This window comes from Halanaerobacter jeridensis (assembly GCF_016908315.1).
GTDB lineage: Bacteria > Bacillota > Halanaerobiia > Halobacteroidales > Halobacteroidaceae > Halanaerobacter > Halanaerobacter jeridensis.
The window spans coordinates 1-14,193 of the sequence record NZ_JAFBDQ010000002.1; the positions used below are offsets into that span (position 1 = coordinate 1).

13 protein-coding genes and 1 riboswitch are annotated in these 14,193 nt (G+C 33.7%); all 13 genes read left to right on the forward strand.

The window, feature by feature from the left end:
- Positions 1-300: recombinase family protein (locus JOC47_RS01750; RefSeq protein WP_204700261.1), on the forward strand; the 300-nt coding region annotated here is incomplete at its 5' end.
- Positions 301-328: 28 nt separating this feature from the next.
- Positions 329-1,858 carry a transposase gene (locus JOC47_RS01755; protein WP_204700262.1) on the forward strand — a complete coding sequence of 510 codons (1,530 nt, stop codon included), beginning with the start codon at positions 329-331 and terminating at the stop codon, positions 1,856-1,858.
- 176 nt (positions 1,859-2,034) lie between these two features.
- Positions 2,035-2,274, forward strand: coding sequence for a hypothetical protein (locus tag JOC47_RS01760; RefSeq protein WP_204700263.1), 240 nt, complete (start codon positions 2,035-2,037; stop codon positions 2,272-2,274).
- A 19-nt stretch (positions 2,275-2,293) separates the two neighbouring features.
- Entirely contained in the window at positions 2,294-3,136 is an 843-nt protein-coding gene (locus JOC47_RS01765) for a DUF4280 domain-containing protein (RefSeq protein ID WP_204700264.1), read from the forward strand.
- 217 nt (positions 3,137-3,353) lie between these two features.
- Positions 3,354-4,328, forward strand: coding sequence for an AAA family ATPase (locus JOC47_RS01770; protein ID WP_204700265.1), 975 nt, complete (start codon positions 3,354-3,356; stop codon positions 4,326-4,328).
- A 76-nt stretch (positions 4,329-4,404) separates the two neighbouring features.
- Positions 4,405-5,226 carry a DUF58 domain-containing protein gene (locus JOC47_RS01775; RefSeq protein ID WP_204700266.1) on the forward strand — a complete coding sequence of 274 codons (822 nt, stop codon included), beginning with the start codon at positions 4,405-4,407 and terminating at the stop codon, positions 5,224-5,226.
- Positions 5,223-6,011 carry a hypothetical protein gene (locus JOC47_RS01780; RefSeq protein WP_204700267.1) on the forward strand — a complete coding sequence of 263 codons (789 nt, stop codon included), beginning with the start codon at positions 5,223-5,225 and terminating at the stop codon, positions 6,009-6,011. The genes JOC47_RS01775 and JOC47_RS01780 overlap by 4 nt, the downstream gene beginning before the upstream one ends.
- Positions 6,011-6,979: a VWA domain-containing protein gene (locus JOC47_RS01785; RefSeq protein ID WP_204700268.1), complete on the forward strand. Its 969-nt coding sequence runs from the start codon at positions 6,011-6,013 to the stop codon at positions 6,977-6,979. Before JOC47_RS01780 ends, JOC47_RS01785 begins: the two co-directional genes overlap by 1 nt.
- A gap of 36 nt (positions 6,980-7,015) precedes the next feature.
- The gene (locus JOC47_RS01790; RefSeq protein ID WP_204700269.1) at positions 7,016-7,993 is read left to right on the forward strand and encodes a VWA domain-containing protein; all 978 of its coding nucleotides are present in this window, start codon (positions 7,016-7,018) and stop codon (positions 7,991-7,993) included.
- Positions 7,990-8,946, forward strand: coding sequence for a tetratricopeptide repeat protein (locus JOC47_RS01795; protein ID WP_204700270.1), 957 nt, complete (start codon positions 7,990-7,992; stop codon positions 8,944-8,946). Before JOC47_RS01790 ends, JOC47_RS01795 begins: the two co-directional genes overlap by 4 nt.
- Positions 8,947-8,982: 36 nt before the next feature.
- Positions 8,983-10,647, forward strand: coding sequence for a BatD family protein (locus JOC47_RS01800; RefSeq protein WP_204700271.1), 1,665 nt, complete (start codon positions 8,983-8,985; stop codon positions 10,645-10,647).
- 102 nt (positions 10,648-10,749) lie between these two features.
- Entirely contained in the window at positions 10,750-11,865 is a 1,116-nt protein-coding gene (locus JOC47_RS01805; protein ID WP_204700272.1) for an aldo/keto reductase, read from the forward strand.
- 89 nt (positions 11,866-11,954) lie between these two features.
- Positions 11,955-12,056: riboswitch (purine riboswitch) on the forward strand.
- 406 nt (positions 12,057-12,462) lie between these two features.
- The gene (gene guaA / locus JOC47_RS01810; RefSeq protein WP_204700273.1) at positions 12,463-13,998 is read left to right on the forward strand and encodes a glutamine-hydrolyzing GMP synthase; all 1,536 of its coding nucleotides are present in this window, start codon (positions 12,463-12,465) and stop codon (positions 13,996-13,998) included.
- Positions 13,999-14,193 lie beyond the last annotated feature (195 nt).

The window sequence follows — 14,193 nt, forward strand, 5'->3', positions numbered from 1 at the left end:
AAGAAAAAAGGACTTAAAGAACTTATTAAATTAATTGAAAGTAGGGAAATTGGAAGAATTGTAGTTAATTATAAAGATAGACTTATCAGATTTGGTTATGAAATGTTTGAACAGATGTGCGAACTAAATGATGTCAAAATTGAAATAATAAATCATACTGAAGATAAAAGTTATCAAGAAGAATTAGTAGAGGATGTATTGTCAATTATTACAGTATTTTCAGCTAAATTATATGGAAGTCGCAGTCATAAATTGAAAAAGATAAAGACAAGTAATAAAGAGTTATTTACTATTGATTAAACATATTAAAGTTAAAGGAGAAGAATAGATGCTGCGCACAAGCAAAATATTAATCAAAGATCAAGATTTTAAAGAATTTGCAATTGAGAAGGTATATCTAACCCGACATTTTGAAAATATGCTGCTTATTTTACTAGAGCAAGACTATAAACAAGAGATTGGAGATAAAAATTTGATTTCTAATCCCTATGTAATGAGAGCAGTAATTAGAGATACCAAAGGTGGGAAATATGCTGAAAAAGTAGCTTATATGAAAGAAAAATATAAGGATCATGATCTAATGCAGGATTTAATTAAAGTTGGAAAACAACTTAAAAAAGATAATCTTGTGATGACTATCAGAAAAGTAAAAGGTAATTTCCAATCTTTTTATACCAAAAATAAAAATAGTGATAGAAAAGCAAAACCGCCCAAACCTAAAAGCTTATCTTCACTAAATCACTATACTCTTTTAATTGATAATGATAAAGGTCTAGGACTTTCTTATTTAAAGAAAGGTAAAGACAAATTAGGTATCACTCTAGATCATGATAGAGGCAGACAATATATAAGAGTTAATCAGCAAAAGCTAAAACAGTTAGTGTATGGTGACCTAAATAACATTCAATCTATTAATTTACAGTATTCTAATGGTGAATTGTACTTATTAGTTACTTATCATCATAATAAAAAGGTACAAAATAATAAACCGCATAAGATTGCAGGTTTAGATATAGGGGTTAATAATCTAGCAGCAGTTTATATAGAGGATAAAGATAGTCCGAGTCTGATAGTAGATGGTAAGAAGTTCAAGAACTATAATAGTCAATTCAATCGACAAATAGCTAAATTGTCTAACACTATTGATACTCTAGAATCTAAAGCTAAAAAGAAATATTTAAGAAAATATATAAATTTTCTCTTCGAAAAGAGAAATAGGTTTTTCTATGACCAATTTCATAAAGTCAGTAAAAGAATGTTGGAATACCTAGATAACCATAATGTAACTGAGCTGGTTATATCATATACTCTTAATGAACTGAAAAACAATGGTAATTGCAATATGCAGAAAAAAACAAAGCAAAATTTTATCCAAATTCCATTCATTAAATTATTAGAATATCTAGAGTACAAAGCACAAGATTTTGGAATTGAAGTGACAGTTGTTGATGAAGGGTGTACATCAAAATCTAATTCATTTACTAAAGAAGTTTATAAAGCTAAATCATTACAAAAACAGATTAAAGATTTAAAACATCAACAAGATAAGACTGAATCTGATATTGAGTATCAAGAATATCAGCGTTTAATTGATGCTTACAAGAAATTGTTGAAAAACTACAATTATTCAGGTAAGCGAGTTAAACGGGGGTTATATGTTGATAACAGCAATGATTTAGCAATAAATTCCGATATTAATGGAGCTAGAAATATTTTAAGATTAAGTCCCAATTATCAAGAGCAGAAATGTACTAATCTTTCTAAACTCTGTAATCCAATTAAAATAAATAGTGATTATGAATTTGTTAAACTGCTTAAAGATAGCTGGGACTATGAAATTAAGAGAAAAGTAGTTTAAAAAGCACACCCGAGTCTTCTTTAAGATAGGGTTCGTGGATAAGAACACTGTAACTTTGGTGTTAACGCTGTAATCTACTCATTTGTTAATTTTGATTAGCTTTGAGCAGATATAAATCAGCGGAAAAGAGAAAAAAAGAGTATCAACGTTTATTTGAAAAACTTAATGTAAAACAAATGAAATCTTATAACAAACAGCAAAGTATTTCCATGACTGCTTATTCTGTTGGTCTTAGTATTACAGGAGCAGCTAAAGGTTATAAGTATTGGGAAGAACCAGTACCTTCTCATTTGGATGTAGTAAAAAATTTGGATCAAGCCTATCAGAAAGAACGGGCTAAAGATAAACCGCTAGCTTTTTATAAACTACGGCATTTAGAAGGAAATTGGTATTTGTCTTATAGTGTTGATGATTAATTTAAAGAGGTGAGAAAAAATGAAAAAAACGAAAGCATCATATATTCAGAAGACAAGTAAATATGAATTTAGGAAAGATACTGAGGGAAATTTAATTATTACTTATTATAATGGAGAGGAAAAATCTAAAGCAGTATGTATTGAAGGGTTTAAAGAAGGAGATTATGGATTATGGATAGAAAAAAAGCCTCTTTATTTTATAGAAAATGGGCAAATTGTTAGTACTGACACAGGTACAAGAGCTGGTATTAGTGAGGTCTTAGCATTAAAGGAAAATAAATTTTTAAAAGAAGAGAATAGAATTAAGAATGATTTTCTATGGATTCATGATCAAGAGGTAATAGTTTTTCCTCATGATAAAGAACAGGGCCAAGCTAAAACTAAGCAGCAAAGTGAAGCAGTGGGCAGTCCAGCAAAAGCAAGTGGAGCTAGTGGAAAAGTTGCAAGTAGTAGTAATAAGGGGACTAAAGAGAAACAGGATAAAAATAATAATCAAGAAAAAGCTAATGACAGTTCTAATGGAGGTGCCCAACTGTATGTTTGTTCTGGAGCAGTGTTAAAATGCAGTTGTGGTGGTCGAACAAGTAATTTACAAGTGGTATCTGGTCATAATGCCAAAGTTTGCGGTAATTTAATTGCAAATATTATGGACCATCAGCCAATGACTAATGTGCCCTCTTTTGGGTATTGCAAAGATCCTAAAAATTCTTGTGTGCCTAATTTGCCTTCACCATGGACTAAAGTAAAAAAAGACGTCAAGGTTGGTCAGCATCCTGCTTTATTAGAAGGTTCTACCTTAACTTGTTCTAACGGAGGACAAATTGAAATTGTGGATCCTGGACAGAGTATTCTCAAGGAATAGTAAAGGACAAAAACTAGAAATTATATTGGTCGCCGCAAGGCGATTTTTTCTTTTTAATCAAATTTCCAATTTTGCTCACAAAATTTTCACAAATTAACTTTAAAATAATTATTGAGTCAGAGATTAGATTAATTTCTATATCTTAAAAAAGGAAAATCAAGGGATAAATAGAATAATTTAAAGGGGTATTAATTATTTTTTAAAGGAGGCATTTTAAATGGAGAAGAATCAAATAAATGAAAAAGTGCAGGACAAAGCAGCAGTAGTAGAGGAAATCAAAGCAGAGATTGGTAAAGTAATTATTGGCCAAGAGTATATGGTGGACCGCATTTTAATTGCTATTTTTACAGGGGGACATATTCTCTTAGAAGGAGTACCAGATTTAGCTAAATCTTTAACGGCTAATATTACGGCTCGGATATTGGGAATAGACTATAAACGGATTCAGTTTACGCCTGATTTATTACCGGCAGATGTGGTAGGAACAGAAATTTATAACCATAACGCAGGAGAATTCACCACAGAAAAAGGGCCAATTTTCAGTAATCTGATTCTAGCAGATGAGATTAATCGAGCTCCGGCGAAGGTACAGTCAGCATTATTAGAAGCGATGCAGGAAAAGCAGGTTACGATTGGCGATGAGACATATACTTTGGACAAACCATTTTTCGTATTAGCAACGCAAAATCCTTTAGAACAGCAGGGTACATATCCACTACCAGAAGCACAGCAGGATCGTTTCATGTTGAAACTAACGATTGATTATCCAGCTAAGCAGGAAGAGAAAGAGATTATTAATCGCTTTACGACAACAGGAAAAAATAATTTAGATAAATTTACTTTAAAGAAAATAGTTACTAAAGAAGAGATTTTAGAACTACAGGAGTTAGTAAAAGATATTTATGTTGATGAGAATTTAAAAGATTATGTCTTAGATATTATCTTCAAGACTAGAGAAGATTCAGAATATATTTCTTGTGGAGCTTCACCGCGAGCTTCAATTAATCTAATTTTAGCAGCTAAAGGAAAAGCATTTTTAGAAGGGCGGGGTTATGTAGTGCCTGAAGATATCAAAGAAGTAGTTTATGATGTCTTAAGACACCGGATTTTACTGAGTTATGAAGCCGAAGCAGAAGGGGTGACGCAGGAAGATATTATTTATGATATTTTGGAGAGCGTTAATCTGCCGTAAACTACAGTAAATAGTAACTAGTAATCAGTAATGAGTGAAAGTCAGACAGCTAAAATGAGGTTCTGGAGGTGTGAGTATGATTTCTCAAGATCTGATTGATAAGATTCGTAAAATAGAGATTAAGTCCAATAAATTAGTCGAAGAGATTTTTTCGGGTGAATATAAATCAACGTTTAAGGGCAAAGGGTTAGAATTCAAAGAAATTAGAGAATATTATCCTGGTGATGATGTGCGGACGATTGATTGGAATGTTACCGCGCGGCAGAATAAACCTTATGTTAAACAGTTTCAAGAAGAACGGGAACTCAATATGTTTTTATTGATTGATATGTCTAACTCAACTAATTTTGGGCAGAAGAAAGAATTAATTGCTGAAATAGGAGCGACTTTGGCTTTTTCAGCGATTCAAAATAATGACCGTGTGGGCAGTATTTTATTTACTGACCAAGTTGAAGAAATGATTCCTTCAGGTAAGGGAAAGAAGCATGTCTTAGCAATTATTGAAGAAATATTAGATTTTACTCCCGAGCATCAGGGGACAGATATTGCTCAAGCTTTAGAGTATTTTAATAAGGTTGAAAAGAAACGGAGTATTGTCTTTTTAATTTCTGATTTTTTAACTAAAGATTATCAAAAGGAGTTACAAATCACTGATCAAAAACATGACTTAGTGTTGATTAGAGTATTAGATAAAGGAGAAGAGAAACTACCGCAGGGGGCTATTTTTGAGTTTGAGGATTTAGAAACAGGGGAGACTATTGTGGTAGATAATTTAAGAGAGGCTCAAGAATTAAAATCTAATGCCAATCTTCCCCAAAGAAATTTAATTGATATTTATACTGATCAAGATTTTGTGATTCCCTTACAGCAATTCTTCAAAAGGAGAATGGGCAAATGAGAGTAAATAAAATCCTACTAATTGGTCTATTATGTTTGTTGTTGTTGGGAACTATGAGTGGGCTAAGTCAAGCAGAACAGCGTGATATTTATATTGGTGATTTAATCAAACTACAAATTGCAGGTAATGTAGCACCAGAGGAGATTAAAGAGAAGTTTAGTGAGTTTGAAATAGTTGATTTAGAGCAGCAGGAAAGTGGTTATCAATTAACTGTTAGAACTTTTGCACTGGGCCAAAAAGTTGTGCAGTTAGGAGATAAAAAGATTAGAATTGATGTTAAGTCGACTCTTGATAAATATAAAGAGCGGCAGAAAGTATTTGCAGGAGATTTAAAGGTTCAAGAACCCGACTTCAAATGGCAGTGGAGCTATTTGTTGTATGTGCTGGGAGCTCTCGTTATTATCATTGCTAGTTATTACATCTGGCAGTGGTGGAAGAATAGGGCGCAAGAAGAAGTAACACCTTATCAATCCTTCCAGCAGCGATTAACTGCAGCAGCTGAAGCTGAGGATTATTTTGTGGCATTAACTTATGCCTTAAAACGTTATTTAGAACAGACTTTTAACTGCCGGATTATCGGTAAGACTTCGACTGAGATTATAGCAGAGGTAGAAGAAATTTCTGCTTTAGAAGAGCACTTAGCAGCATTAGAAGATTGGCTGCAGCAGGTTGATTATTATAAATATACTACAGCAGAAGCTGATGGAGAAGAGCAAGAGAAATTAGCAGCTGAATTAAAGAAAATAGTAGACGAAATCGAAAAGCAGGAACAGGTGGTGAAATGATGTTTAGATTTTTACACTGGTACTGGCTATTACTAATTCCAGTTATCATTTATATATTTTTTAAAACTCAAGGGCAGGGCCAACTTAAATTTTCGAGTCTGCAGTTATTTGAAGATACGGGAATAAAAAAGACTTACAAACATAAAATCGGTAAATATTTAATCTTAATCGGGTTGATATTATTAGTTGTAGCGTTAGCTCGACCGCAATCAGGCGAAAGATTAAAAAATATCAAGAAAGAAGGGCTAGATATTGTTTTGACTTTAGATGTGTCTGAAAGTATGCGTTCAGTAGATTTTGACCCTAATCGCTTAGAGGTGGCTAAAAAAGTAGCCAATAATTTTATTACTAAACGACCTACTGATCGTTTAGGATTAGTTATCTTTTCTGGTACGGCTTATACCAGGATTCCCCTTACTTTAGATCATAATATTTTAGAAAGATCTTTAGAGAAAATAACTACTAGTGATGTTAATCAAGAAGGGACCGCGATTGGGATGGGGATTTCGATTGCAGTTAACCGCTTAAAAAAGAGTGATGCTGAGTCGAAAGTAATTATCTTATTAACTGATGGAGAAAATAATGCCGGGCAGATAAATCCTACTACTGCTGCCGGCTTAGCTCAAGAAATGGATATTAAGGTGTATACGATTGGTGTGGGTAGTAATGAAACTATTTTGCCTGTAGAAGTAATGGGCCAAACGCGCTATCGGAAGTACGAAGGTGGTCTGGATGAAGAATTATTAACTGATATTGCCCAGCAGACTGGTGGTAAGTATTTTAGAGCTAAAGATAAAGATGCATTACAAGAGATATTTAATAAAATAAATAAGTTAGAAAAAACAGAGTTTAAGGATAATAATTATTTTCAGTATCATGAATTAGCTTATGGCTTTATTAAGGCAGCATTATTATTTATCTTAGTGGGAATCTTCTTAGACCGCTATTTATTCCTGAAAATACCGTAATTTAGTGAGTAGGAGAGAGTGAGGAGGCATCAAAATATGGACTGGAGTCAAGTTGAATTTAGTGAACTAAGCAATGCTGTGTATTGTCTAATCCCGCTGTTAGTTTTAATAACCTTAGTTTTTGCCTACCGTAAACGGGATAGAATTATCGAGCAATTGCAGTGGGGTTTAAAATATAAATTTAAGATTTTAAAGCCGGCCTTGATTGTTCTAGGGTTGGGATTAATAGTTTTTTCTTTATTAGGACCGCAGATGTTAGAAGGTTATCAGGAAGTTGAACAGAAAGGACTTGATATTTATCTAGTAGTCGACACTTCTAAAAGTATGTTGGCCCAAGATGTAAAACCGAGTCGACTACAGCGGGCCAAGAAAGGAATCGAACAGTTAATTGATTCTTTAGATGGAGATAGAGTCGGATTCATTCCTTTTTCCTCTGATGCCTATATTCAAATGCCGCTGACCAGTGATTATCATTTAGCTAAAATGTTTTTAGAAGTTATTGATACTAATATGATAGCAGGCGGTGGGACAGATATAGCTGCAGCTATTAATTTAGCTAAGAATTCTTTTGACCGCTCAGCTCAAGGGGAAAAAGTGATTGTAATTTTTAGTGATGGGGAAGTACATAATCCGGAAGGAATTAAAGCTGCTCGTAAGATTAAGAATACCAAAATTTATACAGTTGGTGTTGGAACTAAGCAAGGCGGTTTGATTCCTCAATATAATGCTCAAGGAGAGAAAGTTGGCTATAAAAAAGATAATACAGGGCAGTATGTTAATTCTAAATTAAAGCAAGCCACGTTAGAGAAGATTGCCGGGCAGGGCAGCGGAAAATTTTATCGACTGGATTTGCAAAATCGAGCGATTGATAAATTGATTGAGCAAATTGAACAGCTGCAAAAAAGAAAATTAGGTACAGATAGAATTAAGAAGTTTAGGCAATTATATCAATACTTTTTAGGAGCAGGATTATTGTTGATTGGTTATTTCTTGCCTGAGCGAGGTGAGAAATGATGAAAAGAATTTTGATTGTGGGTCTGATGTTGTTCTTAATAATTACTATGATTGGTTGTCAAAGTGAAGAGCAAGCAAGACAGTTTTTTAAAGCAGGTAATCAATTATATCAAAGCGGGAAGTATAAAGAAGCAGTTAAAAAATATCAGCAGGCTTTAAAGTCTGATTCTGCCAATCCTAAGCTGCATTATAATGCGGCTAATAGTTTCTATCAATTAGAAGAATATGAGTCAGCAGCTAAACATTATCAAAAATCAGCTGCTAGCTTAAATCGTTATTTAAACTTGGGTAATGCCTATAAAAAGAGTGGAGATCAACAAAAATCACTGCAGAAAAAGATGAAGTTCTATCAACAGGCAGTTGATACTTATCAGCAGGGGATTAAAGAGTATCCTCAAGCAGAAAAATTGAAGTTTAATTATGAATTTACTAAGCAGTTATTAGAAAAATTACAGCAAGAGCAGAAGAAAAATAAGGATAAGTCTAAGCCTGAGTCTAAGCAAGACCAAGAGCAAAAAGAACAGTCGCAGAAAAAGGATAAGTCTAAGTCTGAGTCTAAGTCTAAGGATAAGTCTAAGCAAAACAATAAACAAAATCAAGAGCAGGAAAAGAATAAACAAGATAAGGAAAAACAAGAGTCACAACAAAATAACAATCAAGATCAACAGCAGCAAGATGAAAGTAAAAATTCGCAAAATAAAGAACAGCAAAAAAGTAAGCAGCAGAATAATAAAAGTCAGTCTGCTGATAAAGAGAATCAGAAGCAGAAAAAGTCTTCTCAGCAGCAAGCTAAACCAGGAGAGCAGAAGAAACAGAAAATTGACGAAAAAAAATTAAAAGAAGCCTTAAAAATTCTTAGAATGCTCGAGCAGGAAGAGGAAGATAGTCTTAAGAATAACCAAAAAGTAAAAGATGAACAGCAGCAAAAAGATGATAACAGTCAAGATTGGTAGAGTTAATAGCGGCGAAGTTTGAAGGAGGGTGGAGAAATGAGGAAAAGCTTAAACATTTTAATATTAACTTTAATGATTTGCTATCTAGCTGCGGGAACAGTGCTGGCTGAAGAACCGCAGTTTAAGTTAGATATTGGCAATACTAAGCTGCAGCCTGGAGTTAGTACGCAGTTGTTACTAACAGTAAAAAATGCTAAAGGAGCTGGAAAACCTAAAATCAAAGGACTCGATAACTTTGAAGTTTTATCACAGGGTTCTACAACTCAAACTCAAATTGTAAATTTCAAGACTACTCATTTAAAAAAATATCATTATCAAATCATGCTCGAGAAAACAGGAACTTTTTCGCTGCAAGGTATAGTTGAATATCAAGGTCGAGAATACAAGACTAATCAATTAACAGTTGAGGTTAAAGAAAGAAATATGGAGGATAAACAAGACCGCGGATCTTTATTTATTGAGACTAAATTAGAAAAGGAGAAAGTTTATTTTGGAGAACAAGTAGTCTTACATTATAATTTATTTTCTCGTTATCGGGTGCAAGATTATGGTTTTAGAGAAAATCCTAATTTTGATAATTTTATTGCTAAGAAAATTAAAGAAGAGTTAAAAGCAGATTATGCTCGGATTGCTGGAAAAAAATATATAAAATATGAGGTAGCTAAAGTTATTTTAACTCCGACTAAAACAGGAGAACTCAAGGTTCCGAGCTTTAATTTTCAAGTAAATATTAGTAGTGATGATTTTTTTAATTCAGTCCAGGCTAAATACTTACAGACACAACAGCAAAAGATTAAAGTTATTTCTTTACCGGAAAAAGGACAACCAACTGATTTTTCTGGTTTAGTAGGCCAATTAGAGCTAAAAGCTAAATCATCTGCTGAGAAAGTGAAATATGGAGATTCTGTGAGTTGGCAGGTTACGGCAGAAGGAACTTGTAATTTAGATAATTTAAATCAGTTAATTAAAGCAAATAAAGAAAATTATGAAATATATGAAACAGCAAAAGATAGTGATAATCAACTCCAAAATGGTCAATACTATAGTAAAAAAGATTTTGAGATAATTATAGTGCCGCAAAAAGGAGGCACGCTTAAATTTCCTGAAATTAAAATTCCTTATTTCAATCCCCAAACAGAAAGTTATGAATATGCTACTTTAAAAGGACAAGAGATTGAAGTGACAGGAGGACCGCAGAAAGATAGTAGTACAGAACAGTCTGCTGCGGATGATAGTACTAAGAGCAATAATAAAGAAGAATTAGAAACGGTAGAAGTCAGGCAAATTAATGTACAGGAAGAAAAGACGGATGATTATTATACTTTAAAGATTAAGAAGAGCTATGTGAAGTGGAGTTTAGTAATTTTAACCTTCTTTATTTTACTGATGATTATGGTGTTGATAGTTAAGAAATATTTGAGTCAGAAAGATGATAGATTAAAACAGATTTACGAGCAAATACAAAAGGCAGATTCGGATAATGAGTTATATAACTGTTTGAACCAATTGATTAAGACTAAATATGGGGTTAGTTTAAAGGCTGATTCACGGCAGATAATCAAAGAAAATATTTCTGATGAGCAAGTGATTCAAGATGTAATTTTAGTATTAGATTATATTGAGCGTAAACGCTATAGCTTTGAAAGAGAAGAATTAAATTTAAAAGAGAAGATAAATGATATTCACGAACATTTAAGTTGAAATAATAATATTCTAACCCAGGAGAAAAAATAACTAATTAGAATAATATTGATATGAGAAGTCATTATTGTAATTAATTTTAGCTTTTTATGGAGGGATAAAATGGAAAAGAGAAGATTAGGAAGAACAGATTTAGAAGTTAGCTTATTAGGCTTTGGTGGATTTCATTTACTAGAGATTCCTACAAAAGAGGCTCAAGATTTATTAAATTATTATTTAGACCACGGTGGCAATTACATAGAAACTGCCGCAGAATATGGGCATGGTGAATCAGAAAGAAAGATTGGCCCGATAATAGCAGACAGAAGAGAGGAAATAGTTTTAGCCAGTAAGACGCCTAAACGAAATAAACAAGAAGCAAAAGAAGAAGTAGAAGAGAGTTTAGAGCGCCTGCAGACTGATTATTTAGATGTCTTATTTATGCATCATGTTGAAACTCAAGAAGAGTTAGAAAAAATATTAGCTCCCGGTGGTGCTTTAGAAGCAGCTAAAGAACTACAGGAAGAAGGTAAAATTGGACATATTGGTATTTCTATGCACGGTCAGCCTGATGTGTTGATTGAAGCAGTAAAGACAGATGAATTTGATGTAGTAATGGCTACTTTTAATTACTTTGACCGCTTTAATTTTCCTAAATTAGAGGGAGAGTTAATGCCTTTAGCTAATGAGAACGATATTGGCTTAGTGCTGATGAAGCCACTTGCTGATGGTTTCTTGTGGCGTTCTGCCCAACAAGCTTTCCGCTATGCGTTTTCACTGCCGGTATCTATCGTAGTTACAGGTATGAATACTATGAATATGGTGCAGGAAGATATTAGCTATGCTAAAGACTTTACTCCGATGTCTGAAGAAGAAAAAGAAGAATTGTTTGCTGAAGCAGATGAACTAGGCGATTATATCTGTCGTCAGTGTGATGAATGTTATGATTGCCCAGAAGGGATTGATATTAAAGAAATATTCAAACTAGAAGGGTATTATGACCGCCAGATGAGAGATGGTAAACCGCGTAATCCAGAAAAGTTTGCTCTTAGAGATAGACTGCGTTTTTGGTTTGAAAATCAAGAGCGGGCCAAAAGAGAATATGCTGCTTTAGAAGTACAGGCTGATCAGTGTATAGAATGTGGCAAATGTGAAGATTTTTGTCCTTATGATTTACCGATTATGGATAAATTGCAGATGAGTCATTATAAGTTAGGAACAGATCAAAGCTTATTTTAAAGATAGCTGATATCATTAATCAACAGCAGCCTAGTTGACTCTTGACATTAATCGTTTTTTAAATTATACTAGCAATAGGAAATTAAAAATCAATAATATATTCGTATCTTCGTATACCTTTGGCAATAAGGGTCAAAAGTTTCTACCAGTTAGCCGCAAACTAACTGACTACGAAGGGCAATTTTCTGTTTTTTGGCCCAAGTGTACTTAATTTGCAACTGCACTTGGGTATTTTCTATTAAAGTGTAGCTTCGAGATTATCCAACAAGTCTTTCTTCGTTTAAAAATTTAGGTTAATTTGTCTAAACTTGAACAAATAATTTAAATTCAGTTTAATTAAATGGGAAATTAAACTCCCAAAATTTAAATCATTTGTTCTTCGTTAAGACTCATTAATAACCTAAATTTAAGACCACTCAGAAAAACTTACTGGATAATCTAATGATAGACTTACTTTAATGGTGGGAGCAGGAATAGCCTTATAGAGGTAGTTGTTTTTTGATTTTGAATAGCTTTTTGGTTTTGACTTTTCTTTTGACTTTTTACTCATCACTCTTTTCTTATTACTAATTACTGAATTTATAAGGGGGATTTTTCGTGAATCATGAAGTAGTCTTAGTCTTAGATTTTGGGGGGCAGTATAGTAAATTAATTGCCCGCAGGATTAGAGAAGGAAATGTTTATTCAGAAGTAGTACCGTATGATATTGATGTAGATAGAGTAAAAGAGATAGATCCAGTAGGGATTGTATTTTCTGGCGGGCCTAATAGTGTTTATGATGAAGGTGCTCCAGAAATTGATGATGAAATATTTGAATTAGGTGTTCCAATTTTGGGTATTTGTTATGGGATGCAATTAATGTGTCATGAATTAGATGGAGTAGTTAAGCGAGCAGAGAATAAAGAATATGGACGAGCTATGTTAGAGATTAAAAAAGCTGAAGGTATTTTGGCTGGTTTAGATGATGAATTAGAATGTTGGATGAGTCATGCTGATCGAGTAGAAGAAGTACCAACTGGTTTTGAGATTATTGGTGCGACTGATAATTCTCCAGCTGCGGCTGTAGGAAATAGTGACCGAGGTTTTTATGGAGTACAGTTCCATCCGGAAGTAGTACATACACCACGTGGCGAAGAGATCATAGATAATTTCTTATATCAAGTTTGTGACTGTAGTGGAGATTGGACTACAGCTAACTTTATTGAAGAAACTGTAGCAGAAATCAAAGAAAAAGTTGGCGATAAGAAAGTAATTTGTGGTTTATCAGGTGGAGTAGATTCTTCTGTAGCAGCTGCTTTAGTAAATAAAGCGATTGGTAAGCAGTTAACTTGCATTTTTGTAGACCATGGTTTATTGAGAAAAAATGAAGCAGCAGAAGTTAAAGAAACATTTGGGCAAGAATTTGATATGAATTTAGTAGCAGTAGAAGCACAGGATAGATTTTTGTCTAAGCTAGAAGGTGTAGCTGATCCTGAAGAAAAGAGGAAAGTAATTGGTAATGAATTTATTAGAGTCTTTGAAGAAGAAGCTTTAAAAGTGGGAAATACTAAATATTTAGTACAGGGTACTATCTATTCTGATGTAATTGAAAGTGGTGGTAGTGATTCTGCTTCTACAATTAAAAGTCATCATAATGTAGGCGGCTTACCAGAGGATATGGAATTTAAATTAATTGAACCACTGCGGGAGTTGTTCAAAGATGAAGTTAGAGAAGTAGGAGAAGAATTAGGTCTGCCAGAAGAAATTGTCTGGCGTCAGCCGTTCCCAGGTCCTGGTTTAGGAATTAGAGTGTTGAGAGAAATCACACCTGAAAAAGTGGAGATTTTAAAAGAAGCAGATGCTATCTTTAGAGAAGAAGTTAAAAAAGCAGGCATGAGTCGAGAAATTTGGCAGTATTTTGCTGTTCTTCCGCCGATGCGTAGTGTAGGAGTTATGGGGGATGAGAGGACTTATTCTTATACAATTGGCTTAAGAGCAGTGAAAAGTAAAGATGCTATGACAGCTGATTGGGCAAGAATCCCTCATGATGTATTGGAAAAAATATCGACTGCTATTACTAATGAAGTACCACAAGTTAATCGTGTGGTTTATGATATTACTTCTAAACCCCCAGCGACTATTGAGTGGGAATAAAGCAACCAAGCAAAAAGCACAGCATATAGATTGCGGAATCACAGCAATTTGCAAAATATATTGTATTTTTAATGCGTAAAGCACTTAGTTGCAAAGCTAAGTGCTGTGGGCTACACGGAGAGTCTTGGTTTTTAGACTCGTAGGCACTTACTTAGCTCTAAGTAGAGCGACTAGGGCTACACGGAGAGTTTTCTG